23 protein-coding genes and 1 pseudogene are annotated in these 21,671 nt (G+C 61.0%); 11 read left to right on the plus strand and 13 right to left on the minus strand.

The annotated features are described in order from the left end of the window. Positions 1-181: 181 nt before the first annotated feature. Both ABSE61_RS31750 and ABSE61_RS31755 read right to left on the minus strand, forming a co-directional pair. Positions 182-757: a carbohydrate-binding family 9-like protein gene (locus ABSE61_RS31750; RefSeq protein ID WP_423875121.1), complete on the minus strand. Its 576-nt coding sequence runs from the start codon at positions 755-757 to the stop codon at positions 182-184. Positions 758-766: 9 nt separating this feature from the next. After that, the gene (locus tag ABSE61_RS31755) at positions 767-1,399 is read right to left on the minus strand and encodes a TetR/AcrR family transcriptional regulator (RefSeq protein WP_423875122.1); all 633 of its coding nucleotides are present in this window, start codon (positions 1,397-1,399) and stop codon (positions 767-769) included. A gap of 94 nt (positions 1,400-1,493) precedes the next feature. On the opposite strand from ABSE61_RS31755, the gene ABSE61_RS31760 reads away from it, so the two are divergent. Next, positions 1,494-2,159: an O-methyltransferase gene (locus ABSE61_RS31760; RefSeq protein ID WP_423875123.1), complete on the plus strand. Its 666-nt coding sequence runs from the start codon at positions 1,494-1,496 to the stop codon at positions 2,157-2,159. 157 nt (positions 2,160-2,316) lie between these two features. Beyond that, on the plus strand, positions 2,317-3,570 hold the full coding sequence (locus ABSE61_RS31765; protein ID WP_423875124.1) for an arabinose transporter: 1,254 nt from the start codon (positions 2,317-2,319) through the stop codon (positions 3,568-3,570). 158 nt (positions 3,571-3,728) lie between these two features. Here the strand turns inward: ABSE61_RS31765 and gyrA are convergent, their stop codons facing one another. The 3 genes from gyrA to ABSE61_RS31780 all read right to left on the minus strand — a co-directional run bounded on the left by gyrA (position 3,729) and on the right by ABSE61_RS31780 (position 7,613). Then, a complete protein-coding gene (gene gyrA / locus ABSE61_RS31770) occupies positions 3,729-6,455 on the minus strand; it encodes a DNA gyrase subunit A (protein WP_423875125.1) in 2,727 nt (908 codons plus the stop codon). Positions 6,456-6,657: 202 nt separating this feature from the next. Further along, positions 6,658-7,056 (minus strand): DUF2306 domain-containing protein, encoded by a 399-nt coding sequence (locus ABSE61_RS31775; protein WP_423875143.1) that lies wholly within the window; start codon positions 7,054-7,056, stop codon positions 6,658-6,660. Positions 7,057-7,121: 65 nt separating this feature from the next. Further along, on the minus strand, positions 7,122-7,613 hold the full coding sequence (locus ABSE61_RS31780; protein WP_423875126.1) for a single-stranded DNA-binding protein: 492 nt from the start codon (positions 7,611-7,613) through the stop codon (positions 7,122-7,124). Positions 7,614-8,011: 398 nt separating this feature from the next. Between ABSE61_RS31780 and ABSE61_RS31785 the strand changes: the two genes are divergently transcribed. From ABSE61_RS31785 to uvrA, 3 genes are all read left to right on the plus strand, one after another. Beyond that, positions 8,012-8,755: an outer membrane protein gene (locus ABSE61_RS31785; protein WP_423875127.1), complete on the plus strand. Its 744-nt coding sequence runs from the start codon at positions 8,012-8,014 to the stop codon at positions 8,753-8,755. 251 nt (positions 8,756-9,006) lie between these two features. Further along, positions 9,007-9,789: an outer membrane protein gene (locus tag ABSE61_RS31790; RefSeq protein ID WP_423875128.1), complete on the plus strand. Its 783-nt coding sequence runs from the start codon at positions 9,007-9,009 to the stop codon at positions 9,787-9,789. A gap of 235 nt (positions 9,790-10,024) precedes the next feature. Further along, positions 10,025-13,000 carry an excinuclease ABC subunit UvrA gene (gene uvrA / locus ABSE61_RS31795; RefSeq protein ID WP_423875129.1) on the plus strand — a complete coding sequence of 992 codons (2,976 nt, stop codon included), beginning with the start codon at positions 10,025-10,027 and terminating at the stop codon, positions 12,998-13,000. 31 nt (positions 13,001-13,031) lie between these two features. Here uvrA and ABSE61_RS31800 read toward each other — a convergent pair whose 3' ends face one another. The 3 genes and pseudogenes from ABSE61_RS31800 to ABSE61_RS31810 form a co-directional block, all read right to left on the minus strand. Beyond that, the gene (locus ABSE61_RS31800; protein ID WP_423875130.1) at positions 13,032-13,346 is read right to left on the minus strand and encodes a hypothetical protein; all 315 of its coding nucleotides are present in this window, start codon (positions 13,344-13,346) and stop codon (positions 13,032-13,034) included. Positions 13,347-13,356: 10 nt separating this feature from the next. Further along, positions 13,357-14,132, minus strand: a pseudogene (locus ABSE61_RS31805) (AAA family ATPase). Between the two features lie 15 nt (positions 14,133-14,147). After that, entirely contained in the window at positions 14,148-14,933 is a 786-nt protein-coding gene (locus ABSE61_RS31810; RefSeq protein ID WP_423875131.1) for an AAA family ATPase, read from the minus strand. 315 nt (positions 14,934-15,248) lie between these two features. On the opposite strand from ABSE61_RS31810, the gene ABSE61_RS31815 reads away from it, so the two are divergent. From ABSE61_RS31815 to ABSE61_RS31830, 4 genes are all read left to right on the plus strand, one after another. After that, a complete protein-coding gene (locus tag ABSE61_RS31815; protein ID WP_423875132.1) occupies positions 15,249-15,701 on the plus strand; it encodes a hypothetical protein in 453 nt (150 codons plus the stop codon). A 37-nt stretch (positions 15,702-15,738) separates the two neighbouring features. Then, entirely contained in the window at positions 15,739-16,188 is a 450-nt protein-coding gene (locus ABSE61_RS31820; protein ID WP_423875133.1) for a hypothetical protein, read from the plus strand. A gap of 169 nt (positions 16,189-16,357) precedes the next feature. After that, complete coding sequence (locus ABSE61_RS31825; RefSeq protein WP_423875134.1) at positions 16,358-16,552, plus strand: hypothetical protein; 195 nt, start codon at positions 16,358-16,360, stop codon at positions 16,550-16,552. Position 16,553: 1 nt separating this feature from the next. Continuing rightward, positions 16,554-16,907 carry a c-type cytochrome gene (locus ABSE61_RS31830; protein WP_423875135.1) on the plus strand — a complete coding sequence of 118 codons (354 nt, stop codon included), beginning with the start codon at positions 16,554-16,556 and terminating at the stop codon, positions 16,905-16,907. Between the two features lie 75 nt (positions 16,908-16,982). Here ABSE61_RS31830 and minE read toward each other — a convergent pair whose 3' ends face one another. From minE to ABSE61_RS31850, 4 genes are all read right to left on the minus strand, one after another. After that, positions 16,983-17,273 (minus strand): cell division topological specificity factor MinE, encoded by a 291-nt coding sequence (minE, locus tag ABSE61_RS31835; protein ID WP_423875136.1) that lies wholly within the window; start codon positions 17,271-17,273, stop codon positions 16,983-16,985. Next, on the minus strand, positions 17,270-18,085 hold the full coding sequence (gene minD, locus ABSE61_RS31840) for a septum site-determining protein MinD (RefSeq protein WP_423875137.1): 816 nt from the start codon (positions 18,083-18,085) through the stop codon (positions 17,270-17,272). The genes minE and minD overlap by 4 nt, the downstream gene beginning before the upstream one ends. 22 nt (positions 18,086-18,107) lie before the next feature. Next, a complete protein-coding gene (gene minC, locus ABSE61_RS31845) occupies positions 18,108-18,800 on the minus strand; it encodes a septum site-determining protein MinC (protein ID WP_423875138.1) in 693 nt (230 codons plus the stop codon). 903 nt (positions 18,801-19,703) lie between these two features. Continuing rightward, positions 19,704-19,904: a hypothetical protein gene (locus ABSE61_RS31850; protein WP_423875139.1), complete on the minus strand. Its 201-nt coding sequence runs from the start codon at positions 19,902-19,904 to the stop codon at positions 19,704-19,706. Positions 19,905-19,990: 86 nt separating this feature from the next. Between ABSE61_RS31850 and ABSE61_RS31855 the strand changes: the two genes are divergently transcribed. After that, complete coding sequence (locus ABSE61_RS31855; protein ID WP_423875140.1) at positions 19,991-20,266, plus strand: GNAT family N-acetyltransferase; 276 nt, start codon at positions 19,991-19,993, stop codon at positions 20,264-20,266. 1 nt (position 20,267) lies between these two features. Beyond that, a complete protein-coding gene (locus tag ABSE61_RS31860; protein WP_423875141.1) occupies positions 20,268-20,540 on the plus strand; it encodes a GNAT family N-acetyltransferase in 273 nt (90 codons plus the stop codon). 140 nt (positions 20,541-20,680) lie between these two features. Here ABSE61_RS31860 and ABSE61_RS31865 read toward each other — a convergent pair whose 3' ends face one another. Beyond that, positions 20,681-21,469, minus strand: a complete 789-nt coding sequence (locus ABSE61_RS31865) for a fumarylacetoacetate hydrolase family protein (protein WP_423875142.1) — start codon at positions 21,467-21,469, stop codon at positions 20,681-20,683. Positions 21,470-21,671 lie beyond the last annotated feature (202 nt).

Here is a 21,671-nt window from a genome sequence, read left to right on the forward strand (position 1 = left end):
TGATGGAAGGGCCCAGGTGCCGATTCCGAAGAGAAGCGCGAGCCCGTGAGAGACATTGACACTGCAGTGGTGGATAGCTTGAAAGTGCTTGACCCCAACCGGCCGATTAGAGAAGCAGACATGGCGACCTCGATGCTCAGGCATCCGAAAGCGGACGCCCCTCGTCCTACGAGCACACGCCCTAGCTACATGGCAACAGCGGCTTGAAATATTGCGGCTGATGAAAATTCGCTTTGGCTGCTTTGGGCAGAAATAAGCTCCAGTAGCTGCGCGCGCGCCCCTGCCCCAAAATCGAATAGAGATTTCCACGGATCTTAGAGAGATCGCCGTCCCAACCGAGTGGCTTGAGCGGGACCTTCAACTCGACATTCCAGCCGCCCGTCACGATGGCGGCTGTCGACGTTGACCCGAGATCAACGCCCTCCTGGTGTTGTTTGGCGCTGACGATCCTGACCTGAAAGGTCTGGTTGTAGGGCGACACTTCAAATTCGTAGTAGGGAAATCCGCTGTCCGAAAACGTCACAAACAATTCCACGACGTCGAATTGGTAGGGATATTCTGCCGCCGCGAGCACTTTCTTCGCATTCAACGACGGCGCCAAGACCGAAAAGCCCGCGATCAACACATCATCGGACAGCGAAACATGTGCCCCGACGGGATTCGTCAACGCCGACGTCACCGGCGTGACCAGCGACAGCTCGCAAGCTTTTGCGTCGGAACAACTCAATAACAGCACCATGACGGCTAAAAATTTCATGCGTTTGCTTCAGCCGTTCTGGAGATACCTGAGGTAGGCGCAGAACATATCCGCCATGGCGTCGGCATAGGCTTCGATCTCAGCCGAGGTTCGAGGCGTTTCCGAGAAATGCTTTCCAACTGCGCTGAGCGTCTGTTTGATCAGATCGCCGGCCGCGGCGCGCACGGCATCCGAGGCCGCAGGCAGCACTTCCCGCAGGTAGGCCTGAACCGTGTGGTCTCCCGACGCTCTCGCCTCCAGCGCCTCGGGCGCATCGCGGTAGAGCGGAACGGCGTCATTAAGCGCCACACGCATCGTGGCCTCGTCGCATTCCGAGCGTATGAAGGCGTGGACCAGGCTGCGCAGCCGCATCAGCGGCGGTTGCTCGGCGTCCTCGAGGATGCCGCGTAGCAACTCACTCGTCTGCCGCCATTCGTCGCTTTGCAGGCGAAACAGGATCGCCGCCTTGTTCGGGAAATACTGATACAGCGATCCGACGCTGACGCCTGCCTTTTCGGCCACCCGCGCTGTCGTGAAACGCTGCGCGCCCTCCTTCGCCAAAACCTGAACTGCCGCCTCCAGAATGGTGGCGACGAGCTCGCTCGAGCGCGCTTGTTGAGGCTGCTTTCGTGAGGAAATTGAAGCACTTCGGCGATCAGCCATGGAGGCTCACGGATAATGCGAATAGCGAATGCGAATGTTTAATCGTATTTTAGGTGGATCGCAACGGTACCCTTACCGCTGATCGGAGACCTGCATGACCACCCTGACCACTACCCCGCTTGCGCCGTTGCTGAAGCGTCTGTTTGAAGAAGCCGATGCGTCGCAGGCCGAGCTCGAAACGGCCGCGGCCGATCTCGCCGACGAAGAGCGGACACGGCTGATGCGGAGCAGGACGGAATACCGCTATCTCTATGCGCGCCTGAAGCACATGCCGCTTGCCGTCTCGCGAGAGACCGGCGCATTGCTTTACATGCTGGCTCGAAGTTCTCGCGCGCGAAATATCGTCGAGTTCGGGACTTCCTTCGGCATTTCGACCCTGCACCTCGCCGCAGCCTTGCGGGACAATGGCGGCGGCCACCTCATCACCAGCGAGTTCGAGCCGTCCAAGGCGGCGCGGGCGAGACACAATCTGACCACCGGCGGTCTCATCGACCTCGTCGAGATCCGCGAGGGCGACGCGCTGCAAACGCTGAGCATCGACCTTCCCGAAACGATCGATCTCGTGCTGCTCGACGGCGCCAAGTCGCTCTATCCCGAAATCCTGAATCTCGTGGAAAGCCGCCTCAGGCCCGGCGCCATCATCGTCGCGGATAACGCCGACCATAGCCCCGATTACCTAGCGCATGTGCGCTCGCCGGCAAATGGCTATTTGTCCACGCCTTTCGCCGAGGACGTCGAAATGTCGGCAAGATTGGGTTGAAGCCGATTCCAGATTGGCGACTTCCACGTCGCGTCAACCATCCCGTCAGTGACACTGGCCGTAAGCGTGTGACGTCAAGCAACGCATTGAAAGATCCTCGCCGATCGAATGCATCCTTTATGCATGCCGTCGATCGAGGACAGCCAGGAGAATGACCATGGCTTTCGAAGCGATACGTGACCCGGCACAAGGCCGAATTCTTTTGCTGACCGCTACTCTCTTCGTTTCCTATCTCTGCGTCGCCATGCCACTGCCGATCGTGCCGGTCTATGTGACCGAGCGGCTTGGACTTGGCAATGCGTGGGCTGGTCTGGCCGTCGGCAGCGCCTTCTTCTCGACCATCCTCACGCGAGGTTACGCCGGCGGTCTCGCGGATCGTCTTGGCGCCAAGGTCGCGCTTAAGCGCGGGCTGATCCTCTACGTCGCCGGAGCAGCTGCTTCATGGCTCACGGGCCTTTTGTTCGACGCGCCGTTGATGGCCTTCGCTGTTCTTCTAACAGGCCGGTTGGTTCTCGGGCTTGGTGAAAGCCTGGTCGGAGTTGGCGTCGTCGTTTGGGGCGTGAATCTCGCCAGCCCGGCTCGCTCGGCCCGGGTTTTGGCGTGGATCGGTGTTGCCATTTACGGCGCGCTCGCGGTCGGCGGCCCGATCGGGCTGGTATTGTTTGAGCGGTTCGGCTTTGCTGGTGCGACGGCGATCAGTGCGGTTCTGCCCTGCCTGGGACTGCTGGCGATTTGGCCCATGGCGGGCATCGCCGCTCAGCCAGAGGTCGAGGGTCCGTCGTTCTGGAGCGCGATCGGCAAGATTGGGTGGCAAGGATCCATCGTCGGTCTTCAAGGCGTCGGCTTCGCCGCCATCGGCGCCTTCTTCGTCCTCTACTTTCTTGATCAGAACTGGCGATATGCCGGGCTCGGCCTGACCGCGTTCGGTGGCGGATTCGTTTTGGTGCGCCTGCTGTTCGGCCACCTGCCCGATCGCATCGGCGCTTTGCCCGTCGCAATTGGCTCACTTGCAATCGAGACCGTTGGCCAAGCACTGATCTGGATCGCGCCTGGGCCGGTCTTGGCTTTGGTCGGCGCCTTTTTCTCGGGACTCGGATGCTCCATGGTTTTCCCGGCCATGGGACGAGAGATCGTGCGTCTGGTGGCCCCGCAACAGCGCGGGACAGCCTTGGGCGGGTTTACAGCATTCCAGGATCTGGCCTACGGGCTGACCGGCCCTTTGGCAGGGCTTCTTGCCGATCGCGCCGGCTATGGCAGTGTCTTCCTCGTCGGCAGCGTTGCGGCGGCAGCCGCTTTCCTGATCGCGCTTCGCCTTCGCTGGGTGCAAGCGAGATCGGCTGCTCCGAGAGAAATACAGGTAGAGCCGCCGCGGAGTAAGGAAATTCCAGGAGGTCGGCCGCGGCTCTACTAGTGGAGTGGATTTGACATTCGCACCCAACTGGCCCCGGGTTCGTTAGCGAATGTCAAATCCAAAACTCTACTAGAATCCCTATATTGCTGGTGGTCCTGTGATTCCAACATTCGCAAATACGCCCGCTGAGAAGGGATGCGAATGTTAGAATCGGACCACTAGGCGGAGCCGTTGCCGTTTTCGGTTTCCTCGCCGATGTGCTCGACCGACACCACATGCTCGTCATCGGCGGTATCGAACACGATCACGCCTTGGGTCGAACGGCCCGCGATCCGGATGTCTTCGACCGGACAACGGATCAACTGCCCCTTGTCGGTCACCAGCATGATCTGGTCGGACTCTTCCACCGGGAACGAGGCGACCAGCTTGCCGTTGCGGTTGTTGACCGACATCGCGACGATGCCTTTGCCGCCGCGGCCGGTGGTGCGGTATTCGAACGACGAGGTGCGCTTGCCGTAGCCGTTGACGGAAACCGTCAACACGACCTGCTCCTGCGCTGACATTTCGACATAGCGCTCGGAGGAGAGCTGAATGGCGTTCGAGGTCTCCTCGGTATCGCCTTCCACGGCCGTTTCCTCCGCAGCGCCCTCGCCGGCTACCGCGCGGCGCATTTTGAGATAGGCCGAGCGTTCGTCCGACGTCGCCTCGACATGCCGCAGGATAGCCAGCGAAATCAGCCGATCGCCCTTGGCGAGCGCGATGCCGCGCACGCCCATCGAAGTGCGGCCGGAGAACACCCGCACATCGGTGACCGGGAAACGGATGCACTGGCCGCCGGCGGCGGTGAGCAGCACGTCATCGTGCTCGGTGCAGATCTGCACGTCCACGATCGCTTCGTCCTCGTCGAGCTTCATGGCGATGATGCCGGAACGCCGGACGTCGACGAAATCGGAGAGCTTGTTGCGGCGGACCGTGCCGCCGGTGGTGGCAAACATCACGTCGAGATTGCCCCAGGAGGATTCATCCTCCGGCAGCGGCATGATGGTGGTGATGCGTTCACCCTGCTCGAGCGGCAGGATGTTGATCATGGCCTTGCCGCGGGCGTTGGGCGCGGCCATCGGCAACCGCCAGACCTTTTCCTTGTAGACCTGGCCGCGCGAGGAAAAGAACAATACCGGCGTGTGCGTCGAGGCGACGAACAGGCGGCTGACGAAATCCTCGTCGCGGGTCTGCATGCCCGCCCTGCCCTTGCCGCCGCGCCGCTGCGCCCGGTAGGCCGACAGTGGCACGCGCTTGACGTAGCCGGCATGCGAGACCGTGACCACCATTTCCTCGCGCTGGATCAGGTCTTCGTCCTCGACCTCGCCTTCCTGCTCGATAATGACAGTCTTGCGTGGTGTGGCGAATTCCGACTTCACCTCGGCGAGTTCGGTCTTGACGATCGTCTGCACGCGCGCGCGCGAGCTCAGGATATCGAGATAGTCGCTGATTTCGGCCGCGAGCTTGTCGAGTTCTTCGGAAATCTCTTCGCGGCCGAGCGCGGTGAGCCGTTGCAGCCGCAGGTCGAGAATGGCCTTGGCCTGTTCCATCGACAGCCGCGCGGTGCCGTCGGGTGCGAGACGGTGGCGGGGATCGTCGATCAGGGTAATCATGGCCGCGACATCCTTGGCCGGCCAGTCGCGCGACATCAACGTATCGCGCGCGGTGGTCGGATCGGGCGAGGTGCGGATCACGCGAATGATCTCGTCGATATTGGCGACCGCAATCGCCAGGCCGACCAGGATATGGGCGCGATCGCGCGCCTTGTTGAGCAGGAACTTGGTCCGCCGCGTTACCACCTCTTCGCGGAAGGCGACGAAGATCGTCAGCAGGTCCTTCAGGTTCATCACCTGCGGCCGCCCGGCATCGAGCGCGACCATGTTGGCGCCGAAATTGTTTTGCAACGGCGTGAAGCGATAGAGCTGGTTCAGCACCACATCCGGCACGGCGTCACGCTTGAGCTCCACGACGACACGATAGCCGCTGCGGTCGGACTCGTCGCGCAGGTCCGAAATGCCTTCGATTTTCTTCTCGCGCACGAGCTCGGCGATGCGCTCGACCATCGTGGCTTTGTTCACCTGATAGGGAATTTCGCTGATGACGATCGCTTCGCGATCCTTGCGGATGGTGTCGATCGACACCTTGCCGCGCATGATGATCGAGCCGCGGCCAAGATGATAGGCAGAGCGGATGCCTTGCTTGCCGAGGATGATGCCGCCGGTCGGAAAATCCGGGCCCGGGATGATGTCGATGAGCTGATCGATCGACAGGCCGGGATTGTCGATCAGGGCGACGCAGGCATCGATCACCTCGCCGAGATTGTGCGGCGGAATGTTCGTAGCCATGCCGACGGCAATGCCGCCGGCGCCATTGACCAGAAGGTTTGGAAACTTGGCCGGAAGAACCCGCGGCTCGCGATCCTTGTCGTCATAGTTGGCCTGGAAATCGACGGTGTCCTTGTCGATGTCGTCAAGCAGCGTATGTGCGATCTTGGTCAGGCGGGATTCGGTGTAACGCATCGCGGCCGCGGCATCCCCGTCGACCGAACCGAAATTGCCCTGACCGTCGATCAGCGGCACGCGCATCGAGAAATCCTGCGCCATGCGCACCAGCGCGTCGTAGACCGACTGGTCGCCGTGGGGATGGTATTTACCGATGACGTCGCCGACCGTGCGCGCCGACTTGTTGGGTTGCTTGTTCCAGTCGAAGCCGTTCTCGTGCATCGCATAGAGAATGCGGCGATGAACCGGCTTGAGACCGTCGCGCGCATCCGGCAACGCACGCGCCACGATCACGCTCATGGCGTAATCGAGGTAGGAGCGCTTCATCTCGTCGAGGATGGAAACGGGACGAACGTCGGAAGGCGCCGGGGGCTCTCCGGGCTTGGTATCTTCAGGCTCAGACAAGGGAAAATCCGGTCAATTCAGAATCAATTTCATATAGCGCATCGAGGGGGGCAAGACCACCTCAAACGGGCCCGCGCACAGGGTTTTTCCCTTCGTTTTTCCAGTTACTTAGGTGCTGGGCTAAGCCGTCTTGCGGCTCCTGAAACGGGGCGACTTAGGAAACCTCGGCGCCGCCCCAGTTACCCCCAATTGAGGGCGGATTTCAGGGGCCGAAAACGACCGCGTGCATGATCCGTCCGGGCAGCAGCGTGAACAGGCCGGCGATGACCAGCGCACCGGAAAAAATCGTGATCATGACGCGGCGATGGTCGGCCACGCGATGGCTATGCGCATACCAGACGCCGAGCGGGAGCGTCACCAGCGTGAAAATCGACAGCAAATGGATCGGGCTCCAGGGACCCCACAGCTTGATCTGGTGGATCCGGAACGAGCTCGCGGCTACCGCCAGCATCAAGACGACCCAGATCCAGCCGATGGTGCGGTGGGGCAGCGTGCCCTTTGGCGCCGCGAGCTGGATCACTCCCAGCCCGAAAGCCGCCATCGCCGCGAAGGCGTGGACGGGGATCGCCGGCGCGGCATCCAGTAAGGGCGCAAGACTCATGACAAGACCCATGAGAAGTCCCCCTTCTCACACCGGAATTATTGGCTCCGCTTTAGCGACGGTTCTCAGAACGGAATGTCGTCGTCCATGTCGCTGTTGCGGGCGCCGGCTGCCACCGCCCGGCGCGGCGCGCTCGAGGGACTGCTGACACCGAAGTCGCCGGCGCTCTGATCGTCGGAGCCGAAGCTGCCGCCGCCCGCACCGCTGCGTCCGTCCAGCATGGTCAGGTTCGAATTGAAGCCTTGCAGCACCACTTCGGTGGAATATTTCTCCACGCCGGCCTGGTCGGTCCATTTGCGGGTCTGCAACTGGCCCTCGATGTAAACCTTGGCGCCCTTCTTCAGGTATTGCTCGGCGACCTTGCACAGGCCTTCGTTGAAGATCACGACGCGATGCCACTCGGTCTTTTCCTTGCGCTCGCCGGTGGCCTTGTCGCGCCAGTTTTCCGAGGTGGCGATCGAGAGATTGGCGATCGGCCGCCCATCCTGGGTACGCCGGATTTCGGGATCCTTGCCGAGATTACCGACCAGAATCACTTTGTTAACGCTTCCTGCCATCGCTGCTCTCCACTCGCCTCGGCTATTTCGCGCCGACCCTATACGCTCACCCGCCGGCTACGCCCGGCCCATCCTTCGGTTATCCACATATAGCATATCGGACGCGAATGTTCCAGTTTTGTTCCCATCAATAGCCACGGAAATATCCTTATCCAGCATCCGGGCTTGCGGCGGCTATTTCGCCATTCAGCGGCGGGAACCGGCCCGCGCGCAAAATGCCTGTCGATTCATCCAGTTCACGCCGTACTTCGGCGCTGACTGTGACTTTTGGGAGACGGCGCGGGAGACCGCAATGCGCTAAGTTCAGTCCGAAATTGGGGTAGTTGGGCGCCGCTGACGGGCTTAAGGCTGAAGAATACGCTTCGCGGCGACACGAAGCGCCGGAAAGAAGACGAAGGATGACGAAGGGTTTGTTGTTGGGCGCGCTGGCGCTGGTCACGTTGGGCATCACGGCCCCGGCTGTTGCTGCGGACCTTCCGGCGCGGACGTACACCAAGGCGCCCGATATGGTGCCGGTCGCTTACGACTGGAGCGGCGTCTATGTCGGCCTCAACGGCGGTTGGGGCAATGCGAACCGTTGTTTCGATCAGACCGCTCCAGTGGTTGGCCCCGAGGGCTGCCACGGCACGTCAGGCGGTTTTGCCGGCGGACAGCTCGGCTATCGCTGGCAGATGGCTTCCTGGGTGTTTGGTTTCGAAGGCCAGGGTGATTGGGCCAGCTTGAAGGGCAGCAACCTCAGCCTCATCACCGGCAATACCAATCGTTCTCGTATCGATGACTTCGGGCTGTTCACCGGCCAGGTCGGTTACGCCTGGAACACCGCGCTGTTGTATTTCAAGGGCGGTGCGGCGGTCATCGGCGATCGCAATGACATCCTGGGGGCTAACGGCGCGCTGATCGCGACCTCGTCCGGCGATAACCGTTGGGGCGGCACCGTCGGCGCCGGCATTGAATTCTCGTTCGCGCCGAACTGGTCGGCGGCGGTTGAATACAACCACCTCTTCATCGCCAACAACAACACGACCTTCACCAACCAGAACACCGGCGCTGTGATCAGCAGCGACCATATTCACGGCGATGCCGATCTGGTGTCGGTCCGCGTCAACTACCGCTGGGGCGGTCCGGTGGTCGCGAAATACTGATCTCTGCTCATCCGTTTGAATTCGAAAAGCCGGCCTTGCGCCGGCTTTTTTGTTGGCGGCGAACGCGGCTGTTGAAACCAGACGCTTCGGCCAATAACTCTTCTGTGAGTGTATCTTTTCCGAAACAGTATTTCTGGTTGAATAAGCTATATCATACCGTAGCGATTGGGCGGCGACCGCGACCGAAATTCAACAAACCTTTTGGTTCAGCGAAGACAAGGCGCGGCGGGAATGACAGGGTAGTAATAGGAATGAAGACGTTGTTGTTGGCGGCCGTTGGTTTGACGGCCATTGCGATTGCTCCGGCCATGGCGGCCGATCTTCCGGCGCGGGCGCCGGCCTACACCAAGGCGCCTACGATCGTCGACCCGATCTACAATTGGAGCGGCTTCTACGTCGGCTTCAATGCCGGGGGCGCGTCGAGCCGTGAGTGTTACACCCTCAACAGCGTTGCAGGCGTTGCGCTCACCCCGATCTCGGAGGGCTGCCACAACGCAACTGGCGCTCTGGTCGGCGGTCAGGCCGGCTATCGCTGGCAGATGACCAACTGGGTGTTCGGCCTCGAAGCGCAGGGTGACTGGGCGAACCTGAAGGGATCGAACGCAAGTCTTACCGCCGCGATTCCCTACACCAACCAGACCAAGGTTGACGCGATCGGCCTGTTCACCGGTCAGATCGGCTACGCCTGGAACAACACGCTCTTGTATTTGAAGGGCGGCGCCGCGGTGACCGACAACAAATACAGCTCGTTCTTCACAGGACCCGGTATCGTGTTCAATCAGGCGAGCGATACCCGCTGGGGCGGCGTCGTGGGAGCCGGCATCGAGTACGGCTTTGCGCCGAACTGGTCCGTCGGTATCGAATACGACCACGTGTTCATGGGCAAACCCAACGTGGCCTTTCCAGCAATGGCGATCAATTTCCCGCCGTTTACCGGAGCTGTCGGCCGCTCGGACAACATCAGCCAGGGTATCGACATGGGCATGGTCCGAGTAAATTACCGCTTCGGCGGCCCGGTGGTGGCGAAGTACTGATCTCGGCTCACTCGCCTGAGTTCGAAAAAGCCGGCCTCGTGCCGGCTTTTTTTTTACCCTCCGCCATGGGTCCCTGCTGCCGCTTGCTGCCAACGCGAATCAATTCCGTTGATGGTTTTCACGCAGCACTGGAAATTGATTCCCGTTCTTCCTATGTTCCGAGCATGATCACTGGCGTCTGATCGCTTTCCGGCGACGCGCCTTTTCCTGCGTCTTCGCGCCCGGAAATGCCGACATGGATGAAATTTTGAAAGCACGACGCCAATCGACCAGTAGCCTGCGTGCCATCACCATTCGCGGCGCGCGCGAGCACAATCTGAAAAACGTCGACGTCGAAATCCCGCGCGACAAGCTCGTGGTGTTCACGGGGCTGTCCGGCTCCGGCAAATCCTCGCTCGCCTTCGACACCATCTACGCCGAGGGCCAGCGGCGCTACGTCGAGTCGCTGTCGGCCTATGCGCGACAATTCCTGGAGATGATGCAGAAGCCTGATGTCGACCAGATCGACGGGCTGTCGCCGGCGATTTCCATCGAGCAGAAGACCACGTCGAAAAATCCGCGCTCGACCGTCGGCACCGTTACCGAGATCTACGATTACATGCGCTTGCTATGGGCGCGGGTCGGCGTGCCCTATTCGCCGGCCACCGGCCTGCCGATCGAAAGCCAGATCGTGTCGCAGATGGTCGATCGCGTGCTGGCGCTGCCCGAGGGCACGCGGCTTTATCTGCTGGCACCGGTCGTGCGCGGCCGCAAGGGCGAGTACAAGAAAGAGCTCGCCGAATATCTCAAGAAGGGATTCCAGCGCGTCAAGATCGACGGCAAGTTCCATGAACTCGCTGAAGCGCCCACGCTCGACAAGAAATTCCCGCATGACATCGACGTCGTGGTCGACCGCATCGTGGTGCGGCCGGATATCGGCCAGCGGCTCGCCGAAAGTTTCGAGACTGCGCTGAAACTCGCCGAAGGCCTTGCGGTGGTCGAATATGCCGATGCGCCGCCAGCCGCGCCCGCAGCCGAAGACAAAAAGAAGACGGCAAAAATCCACGACAAGAGCGGCCCGGAACGGATTCTGTTTTCCGAAAAGTTCGCCTGCCCCGTCTCAGGCTTCACGATTCCGGAAATCGAGCCGCGGCTGTTCTCGTTCAACAATCCCTATGGCGCCTGCCCGGCCTGCGGCGGCCTCGGCATCGAGCAGCATATCGATGAGGACCTCGTCATTCCCGACAAGGAAGCGACCTTGCGCAAGGGCGCGATCGCGCCGTGGGCGAAGTCGTCGTCGCCCTATTACATCCAGACGCTGACCGCGCTGGCTAAGTTCTACAAGTTCACGCTCGACACCAAGTGGAAGGACCTGCCGAAGAAGACGCAGGCGGCGATCCTGCACGGCTCAGGCGACGACGAGATCAAGTTCTCCTACGAAGACGGCGTGCGCTCCTACGACACCAAGAAGCCGTTCGAGGGCGTCATCACCAATCTCAATCGCCGCTTCCGCGAGACCGAGAGCGAATGGGCGCGCGAGGAGCTGGCGAAGTATTTCTCCGACGTGCCCTGCGAGGCCTGCCACGGCTATCGGCTCAAGCCGGAGGCGTTATGCGTCAAAATCGCTGGCAAACATATCGGCGAGATCTCCGAAATGTCGGTGCGCCGCGCCGGCGAATGGTTCGAGACCGTGCCGAAGGCGCTGAACGCGCAGCAGAACGAGATCGCGGCGCGCGTGCTGAAGGAAATCCGCGAGCGCCTCTCCTTCCTGCTCGACGTCGGCCTCAATTATCTGACGCTGGCGCGTTCCTCGGGCACGCTGTCGGGCGGCGAAAGCCAGCGCATCCGGCTGGCTTCCCAGATCGGCTCGGGCCTGACCGGCGTGCTCTACGTGCTCGACGAGCCCTCGATCGGCCTGCACCAGCGCGACAATGCGCGGCTGCTCGACACGTTGAAGCGGCTGCGCGACCTCGGCAATACAGTGATCGTGGTCGAGCACGACGAGGACGCGATACGTCTGGCGGACTACGTGCTCGACATCGGCCCGGGCGCGGGCATGCATGGCGGCCATATCGTCGCGCAAGGCACGCCCGCCGACATCATGAACAATCCGAAATCGCTGACCGGAAAGTATCTCACCGGCGAATTGTCGGTGGACATTCCCGAGCGGCGGCCGCCGAACCATCGCCGCACCATCAAGGTCATCAACGCGCGCGGCAATAACCTCAAGAACGTCTCGGCGGAAATTCCGCTGGGCTTGTTCACCTGCGTCACCGGCGTGTCCGGCGGCGGCAAGTCGACGCTTCTGATCGATACGCTTTACAAGGCGATCGCGCGCAAGCTCAACAATGCCAGCGAAGGCGCCGCGCCCCACGACCGCATCGAAGGGCTGGAGCATATCGACAAGATCATCGACATCGACCAGTCGCCGATCGGCCGCACCCCGCGTTCGAATCCGGCGACCTATACCGGCGCGTTCACGCCGATCCGCGAGTGGTTTGCCGGCCTGCCCGAAGCGAAAGCGCGCGGCTACGAGCCCGGACGTTTTTCGTTCAACGTCAAGGGCGGCCGATGCGAGGCCTGCGAGGGCGACGGCGTCATCAAGATCGAGATGCACTTCTTGCCCGACGTCTACGTCACCTGTGACGTCTGTAAAGGAAAACGCTACAACCGCGAAACGCTGGAGGTGCTGTTCAAGGGCAAGTCGATCGCGGACGTGCTCGACATGACGGTCGAGGAAGCCGCCGAGTTCTTCAAGGCGGTGCCGCGGGTGCGCGAGACATTCAAGACGCTGCACCGCGTCGGGCTCGACTACATCCATGTCGGCCAGCAGGCGACCACGCTGTCGGGCGGCGAAGCCCAGCGCGTCAAGCTCGCCAAGGAACTATCCAAGCGCGCAACCGGCCGCACGCTCTATATCCTGGACGAGCCGACCACCGGTTTGCATTTCCACGACGTGAAGAAACTCCTGGAAGTGCTGCACGAACTGGTATCGCAGGGAAATACGGTGGTCGTGATCGAGCACAACCTCGAGGTCATCAAGACTGCGGATTGGGTGATCGACCTCGGCCCCGAAGGTGGCGATGGCGGCGGCGAAATTGTCGCCTGGGGTCCGCCGGAAGACATCGTCAAGGCGCCGCGCAGCTATACCGGCAAGTTCCTGGCGCCGGTGCTGAAGAAGGCGGGCAAATCGCGGAAGGCAAGCGGCGGGGCGAGCGAAGCGGCGGAGTAGCACTCAACCTGTCAGCGTTCGCTTGCAGCGGTCAATGCGGGACTTTGTCCGTCCCAAAGTGTCGAGCAACAGCTAGACACTCGTCTATATCTGCTCTGATCTGTTCCGCAGTAGCCAGATCGAAGCTAATGTAGTTGGTAGGCGAGCCCTCGGGTCCCATGTAGCCATCGGCTATCAGTTTAACGCCGACATAGAAGGAACCTTGATCTAACCCCTTCTTCACCTGCCATTGGAAAGTGGAATGCCCGCTCTGCCCCTTAACGGGATTCGTTTGAAAAAGAACATCGCCAAATAGAGCACGAAAATTTTTGGACTTCGCGAAGAGTTTCTTGAACGCCGCCCACATAGCTACTTCCTCAATTCCCCGCCATCACGCCTTCGACAAACCTCTTCGGATCGTCGAAGAACTCGCGCGTGGCCTTGAAGTGATCAGTCTGCTCGACCGTTACGGGCTCAAGACCATGTTTCGAGAGCCGCAGCAGCGTCGCGTCGGGATAGGCCATCAGCATCGGCGAGTGTGTCGCCATGATCACCTGACAGTGCCGGCTTTCGTCCATACGGCGCATCAGTTTCAGGAATTCGATCTGGCGCGCGGGCGACAGCGCCGATTCCGGCTCGTCGAAAATAAAGATGCCCTGCCGCTGGCAACGCTCCTCGAAGAAGCGCAAAAAGCCTCCGCCGTGGGAGTGAGAGAGGAAGTCGGGCGGCGGCGGACCGAACGGGTCGTCAAGGGCCGCTTTGTCGAGATAACGCGCCACCGAGAAGAGCTTTCAGCGCGAAAGAACCATCCGTTGGTGATCTTGGGCAACCAGCTCGCGCGCAGCGCTGACGATAGTTGTCCGCCCATCTTTTCCAGTGCCCAGGAATGATCGACCGTCGCATAACCCTTGCCGCCGCCGGCCTCGTCATAACCGGCGAGCACGCCGATGCCTTCCAGTAACGTCGATTTGCCGGTGCCGTTCTCGCCGACGATGATGGTGACAGCGCGCTCGAAAGAGAGCGAGAAGTCGTTGTGCAAAAACGGCAGGCAGAACGGATAGGCTTCGCGATCCGGAACGAGCGTGGGCTCAAGCCATATCCGCTTGAGATAAGGCGCCGGCAGATTGATGTTGCGTTTTCCCCGTGAACTCATGTTCTCCCCTGCGCTTTAGGCGCCGTCCTCCCGCTCATCGAGGTCAACCTCCGTAATGGCCGCATCCACAAACCCCTTTGGATCGGCAAAGAACTCGCGCATTGCGCGGTAGTGATCGGTCTGCTGGAGCGGCGTCGGCTCCAGCCCGTATTTGGTGAACTGCAGCAGCGTCGCGTTGGGATAGGCCATCAGGACCGGCGAATGCGTCGCCATGATCACCTGGCAGCGCTCCGATTTGTCCATGCGATAAAGCAGCTTCAAAAATTCCATCTGGCGCGACGGCGACAACGCCGATTCCGGCTCGTCGAAGATGAAGATACCTTGCCGCTGGCAGCGCTCCTCGAAGAAGCGCAAAAAACCTTCGCCGTGCGAATAGGAGAGGAAATAGGCCGTCGGGCTTCCCGCTGCATCGAGATATCTCGCGACGGAGAAAAAGGTTTCTGCTCGAAAAAACCAACCATTGGTGATCTTCGGCAACCAGCTTGCGCGCAGCGCCACCGCCAGTTCTCCACCATTCTCCTCCAATGCAAAAGAATGGTCGACGGGCCGGTGACCCTTGCCGCCGCCGGCTTCGTCGAATCCGGCCATCACGGCCAATCCCTCCAGCAGCGTCGATTTGCCGGCGCCGTTCTCGCCGGCGATGATGGTGATGGCGCGATCGAAAGAGAGCGAGAAATCGTCGTGCAGAAACGGCAGGCAGAACGGATAGGCCTCACGATCCGGAATGAGCGTTGGTTCAAGCCAGACCCGCTTGAGGTATGGTGCCGGCAGGTTGATGCTGCGATTTCGACGTGAACGCATGCTCACTCCGCGCCTGATGGTGTTTAACGACACCCTCAGCGTGTATGGAACATATCAGGAACATTTTGGGATGGCAGTGGGATTTTGGCCGCTTGTCGTCCCGGCGCACGCCGGCACCCATAGCCACAAGCTGATGTTGTCATGAAGGCTGTAGCCCCAGCGACCGTAACAAAGGTGGCCTGTGGTTATCGGTCCCGGCGTGCGCCGGGACGACGGCTTTTATGGGTTGAGGGGGGCTCGCGCCCCCTTAAACTTCGGTAATCCCTAGAACCCCGCATCGAGCCGCGGCGACCCAAGGGGCAAAGGAGAACGCTCATGAAAAAGCTTATCGTTGCCGCTGCATTTACCCTGATGTCGCTGTCATCAGCGCCGGCCGCGCCGCATTACGACCAAATGTATCACGACAACATCCGGCCCAACGGTCACCCGCGGCCGCAGGCGGTCTACGATGCCGCGCTTGACGCCTGCTACAGCCAGACCGGGCTGGCGCGCGACGCCAAGGACACGCAAGCCTTCAAGGATTGCATGGCAACGCATGACTATCGCTGGATTTATTCCAGGCCGGTAAAAGACCCGCCCAGCAAACGGGTCACCAGCGCGATCCCGAATGGACACTTCATCGATCCCGACACCGGACTGATTTGCCACAACACCGGCATCGCATCGATCTGCGACCCGCCGCCGGCCGACATGACGATCCACTACACCAGCAAGCACGGCCTGAACTGCACTCGGACCGGCGCCATGTCCATCTGCTCAAATCTGTAGAGATGCGATTGCTTCCCGCTCGGTCAGGAGAACGCTCATGAAAAAGCTCATCGTCGCCGCCGCATTCGCGCTTGTGTCCGCGTCGCCGGCTTTGGCGTCGCATTACGACATCACCTTTCACGGTACGCAGCGGCCGGCCGGCCATCATCGCAGTCTGGCCGTTGCGAAGGCTGCCAGCGCTTCCTGCTTCACCCAGACCGGCACATCGCCCGAGGACGCGCCGACACAGGCCTACAAGGACTGCATGAACGCGCAAGGCTTCCGCTGGATCGCAACGAAGCTCTTGAAGGACCCACCGGCCAAACATGAAGCGAGCGGAATTCCGGCCGGACACTTCATAGATTCCGATACCGGGATGCTTTGCCGGAACTCTGGCGGTGCAGCGATCAGCGTCCCGCCGCCGAACAACATGACGGTCCGCTACACCAGCAAGCACGGCCTCAACTGCACCCGGACCGGCGCGATGTCGATCTGTTCCAATCTGTGAATGGGACGATGACCTGCGGCGTCAGGCGGGCTGATCTCGCGCCTCTCGGCCGTGCCCCGTTCCCCGATTCAGACAATGTTCCAGCATCAATTGATTCCCGCCCTTTGACTCAGCTCAATATCCAGCCGGCGGTTCCGGTGCAAAGATTGCACAAAGCAGAGACAGAGCCATGCGATCAAATAGTCCGCTGGATTATACCCTGCCCCCACCAGGCACACCGGAGGCCATCGATCTCGGGTGCACCTGCCGCGTGATTGGCCACGACGCCAAGCTGGAGGAATCCGGCCCCTCCGGCATGCTCGTGGCTCCCGATGCAAATTGCCCCGTTCACGGGACCGCAGCTCAGCTTGAGGAGCACGACTAGAATGTGGCGCAACGCTCACCTCCATATCGGTCTGGTCATCCTGATCGCGCTGACAGCATTTCTTTTCGTACGCATGCGCCCCGCGGGAGGAGCCACGGCAGTCGAAACGAATATTTCAGAGGGACATCGTCTGGCCACGGACTGGTGTGAGCGCTGTCATGTGATCGAGCCCCATATGGCGGCGATGCCGAGTCCGGCACCGAGCTTCGAAGCCGTGGCAAACCAGCCTGGCATCACGGCGCTGGCGTTGAAGGTGTTTTTCAGGACGAGCCACAAGGACATGCCGAACCTGGTCATCGCGCCGGACCAGGCAGATGCGCTTGCCAGTTACATCCTCAGCCTGAAGGCGAATTAAGATTGCAGCGCGCCAATCTTGTCAATCAGCGCGCTCTTCTCCGGCGAGCAACGACAGAGTCAGGTCAGCGCCGCATCACGCCACGGCAGCCGAGCGTCTCTCGGCGACATTGGGCACCTCGATATCGATTTCGAGCGTCGATACCTCGTTGCCCCTTTCCATCCGGATGCTCAGCTTTTCCGGGTCGAACGTGACATGGCGCGAGACGACGGCCAGGATCTCGGATCGAAGCAGGTCCAGCAAATCGGGTTGGCCGCGCAAGCCACGCTCATGCGCCAGCAAGATCTGCAACCGCTCCCGTGCGACGGGCGCGGATGGAGGCGCCGGCGCAGGCGCGGCGCGGCCACCAAACAGCCGCAGCATCATGCGGCCCTCCGTCCAAGCAGCCGATCCATCAGGCCCTTGCGGGCCGCCGGCACCATCATCGCAATGGTCTCGCCCATCAGGCGGCGCGCGGCGTCGATATAGGCGCGGGACGGCGGGCAAGTAGCGTCGTTCAGCGTCACGGGCGCGCCAACGTTGGAGGCGCGCAACACGTCCTGGCTTTCCGGAATAATGCCGAGCAAGGGAGTAGCCAGAATATCCAGCACGTCCTCGATCGACAACATTTCGCCTCGCGCCGCACGCGCCGTGTCGAACCGGGTGATCAGGAGATGCTTTGCGACCTGCTCGCCCTTCTCGGCTTTCACGGTCTTGGAATCGAGCATGCCGATGATGCGGTCGGAGTCACGGACCGAGGATACTTCCGGGTTGGTGACGATGACGGCCTCGTCCGCATAGCGCATCGCCAGCATCGCGCCGCGTTCGATACCGGCGGGACTATCGCAAATGATCCAGTCGAACTTGTTTCGCAATTCCCCGATAATCTTGCCGACGCCTTCATCGGTCAGCGCATCCTTGTCGCGTGTTTGCGAGGCCGGCAGCAGCCACAAATTCTCCAGCCGCTTGTCACGAATGAGGGCCTGCGAGAGGTTGGCGATGCCCTGCACCACATTGATGAAATCGAACACCACCCGCCGTTCGGCACCGAGCACGAGATCGAGGTTACGCAGGCCGACGTCGAAGTCCACCACGACGACTTTTTCTCCCATTTGCGCCAGCGCGGCTCCGAGCGCGGCGGTCGTCGTCGTCTTGCCTACACCACCTTTACCGGACGTCACAACCAGGACTTTAGCCATACCTCTGATCTCCCCAAACCAATCAATTCAACGGTGTAATTTGTACGATGTCGCCATCGAGCCAGACCTGCGTCGGCCCCGCATACAAGGTGGCGTCGATCTCTTCTGCCGTTCGATAGTAACCGTCGATGGCCAGAAGCTCGGCTTCGATTTTGTGGCAGTAAATACGCGCACTCAAATTGCCATTGATGCCGGCCATCGCCCGGCCGCGCAGCGTGCCGTAGACATGGATGGAGCCGCCGGCGACAATTTCGGCGCCCGAGCTGACCGACCCCACCACCGTGATATCTCCTTCCGGAAACACGACCGACTGACCGGAACGCACCTGGGTATCGAGCAGCAGCGATGCCGGTTTTGGTTTCGGCTCCGGCTTCTTCGGCGCATTCGGCGCGATCGCACAATGACGGCCGCCATTGAGCAGAGGTGGCAGGCTCGCCGTCAGGCGCGCGGCGTCGACGCCCTCGATGCCGAGAATCCGCAGATCTCGTTGTTCGAAGGCCGCGACCAATTGTGCAATCGCGTTTTCGCTGAGGTCGACCGCGGAAAGATCGAGCACCACCGGCTTGCCGGCAAAAAAGCCCGGCGATTGACGCAGCGTTGCGTCAACTTCCTCAAGCCAATCCATGATGGGGACAACGGGGTAAAACACAAAAGCGACATAAGATCGCCCTCGCATCCGAATGGGCTTGGGCTTCGGCAGCGTGACTGCATCCATGACAACTGCTCGCCTACACAAATGACGGGGCGTGGCAGACAACACACGCGCGAATCGCCCCTGTCCGCGCTCGATGACGACTGGAGTTGAGTCGGCGGGCGAAATTGAGTCGAAATGTGGCGCCGGTTATGGCGCGAAAACGGCCCTCGTTGGTACGACGTACAACCAGTGATTTGTGTGTTGTGCCGAAACCAACCGTCGTCATTCCGGGATGCGCCTTCAGGCGTAGACCCGGAATCCATCGCGCCAGGAAGGACCGTACATCCTTGACACGCTGTCGAGTGCATCAAGGCTGATTTGCCCGTCGTGCCAATGTGCCGCAGTTCACGGTGTTGATCGCAAGTGCAAATCACCGGCAGATTCGCGGCCGTCTCGCGCTCATGAGAGGGGCGTATCGCGATCGTCACGAACGTGGAGCGCGGGATTCGATGGACGCGAACCCGTCAACTGACGAGTGACGGGCGCGCGGACGGCGAAGTCGTGTGGTCCTGATGCCTCGACGCCGGCGTCAAGCTGGCGATGATGATTTGCATTGCGCGGGGACGGTGACAAGAAAGCCCGGTCGCCGAGGAGAGCACGAAAGAAGCCGTAAAACCGTCGCGCAGGGAATGTCGGATGATGCGACGTACCTGTGGTGACTACGCTTGTGTGCTTTTTTATTTGCACACAAGGCTGCGGGTGCAGGCCGCGCACCCGGCATTCCCTGCGCCCTCTTGATCGGAGGGTTTTTTCAAAGCTCGGGCGCATCGTGCGTCGCGAGAACGCGACGGTGCGGCTGTCTGAAATAGAAGCAATGACGGTGATGGCCCGTCATTGCGAAGAGCGAAAAGCGACGAAGCAATCCAGTCTTTTGTCATCTTTCTGGATCGCTTCGCTGACGCTCGCGATGACGGCCACCCACCCTCACCGCCGGCCGATCCACCAGCCCGCCACCAGCAGCACGATGCCGGCGGCGCCGGCCACAATGCCATGCTTGGAGTGAACGCGCATCACGCCGGCCTCATGTCCGGGCATGAAGCTCGGCAACTGGTCGGCCGGCATCAGGAAATAAACCGCGGCGACAATGAGCAAGACAACGCCGAGAAGCGAAAGAACAAGTTTCATGGGATCATCCTTAGACAGTGGTCGGGATCGGCCCGGCTTGATAGTCTGAGCGGGGCAAATCTGCAAACCCGAGAAAAAGATTTTTCATGGCTGAGGTCGTCAACAATCCTGCGCAGCATCGCTACGAACTTGTCGTCGAAGGTCATCTCGCCGCGACCTACTACGAGATATCGGACGGCGTCATCACCTTCGTCCACACCAAGGTTCCGCCGGAACTCGGCGGCAAAGGCGCCGGCTCGGCGCTGGTGAAGGGCGCGCTGGATCAGGTTCGAACACAGGGCTTGACGGTCATCCCGCAGTGCCCCTTCGTCAAAGCCTATATCGACAAGCATCCCGAATATGCCGATCTGCTGAAAGGCTGAGATGACTCCTGTTCGCGACAACAAAACGCAAAGCCGGTTCGAACTCGATGTCGAGGGCGGCACGGCCTTTGCCAATTACCGCCTCACCCCGTCGGTTGTGATCATCACCCACACGGAAACGCCGCGCGCGTTGCGCGGACGCGGCATCGCCTCCCAACTGGTCGAAGGGGCACTGGCCTTGATCCGCGCCGACGGCCGCAAGGTCATTGGTGCTTGCGGCTTCGTCGGCGATTACCTGAGCAAGCATCCGGAATATGCGGATATGGTGGGATGACGAAACGCCATCGTCCCTGCGAAAGCAGGGACCCATAACCACTGAATCTAATCGAAGTAGAAGCCGGCAGCTGCTTTGCAGAAAAAGGGAGAAGCCTCGGCGTATGGGTCCCCGCGTCCGCGGGGACGACAATTGCGGATTCACACGATGCGGATCGACATATCCGGCAGGCCATCGAGCTTGCAAAGCAGCACGTCGCCCTTGACGACGGGGCCCACATTCTCCGGCGTGCCGGAATAGATGATGTCGCCGGCCTTCATCTCGAAAGCTTCCGAGAGTTTTGCAATCTGCTCGGCGACGCTCCAGATCATCTTGTCGAGGTCGGAGGCCTGGCGGACGTTGCCGTTGATCGCGAGCGAAATCGCGCCCTTGGTGAAGTGCCCGGTCCTCCTCACGGAATGGATCGGGCCGATCACGGCGGCATGGTCGAAGCTCTTGCCGATTTCCCACGGCTTCTTCTCGGCCGACATGCCGTTCTGCAAGTCGCGCCGCGTCATGTCGAGGCCGAGCGCATAACCATAGACATGATCGAGCGCCTTCTCCGCCGGAATGTTGGCGCCGCCGGATTTCAGCGCAGCGACCAGTTCGACTTCGTGGTGATAGTTCTTGGTGAGCGAGGGATACGTGTGATCCACCACGGTGCCGGGCGCGACGTACTGGATCGCATCGGTCGGCTTCTGGAAGAAGAACGGCGGTTCGCGGGTCGGGTCGGATCCCCGCTCGATCGCATGCGCGGCGTAATTGCGGCCGATGCAATAGATGCGGCGAACCGGAAATACCTCCTTCTCGCCGGCGATCGGGATGGTCACCGCGGGCACATCGAAGATCGGCTTCGCGCCGGATTGGGCCTCGGCCGAACGGCTCGCGACTGTGCCCGCCAGCGCCAGCGCACCCGTTGCCAGAAGGGATCTGCGATCGACGGTTTCCATTCACGTGCTCCTGATGTTACCGATCTGGAGGGCTATCTACCGCCCGTGCTCCGGCCCGGCAAGCCAATACGATCGCAATACGGGATCGGCATAGGGGGCGACCTTTTGGGTCGCTCCCCTGCCACACCACCCGGCATGCGGGTCCGCACCGGGCGGTTCGAGAGGTTGAGGTCATGAGAGACGGGGCAAGCCCAGCCGATCG

It is taken from the genome of Bradyrhizobium sp. (assembly GCF_049519115.1).
In the GTDB taxonomy this organism is placed as follows: domain Bacteria; phylum Pseudomonadota; class Alphaproteobacteria; order Rhizobiales; family Xanthobacteraceae; genus Bradyrhizobium.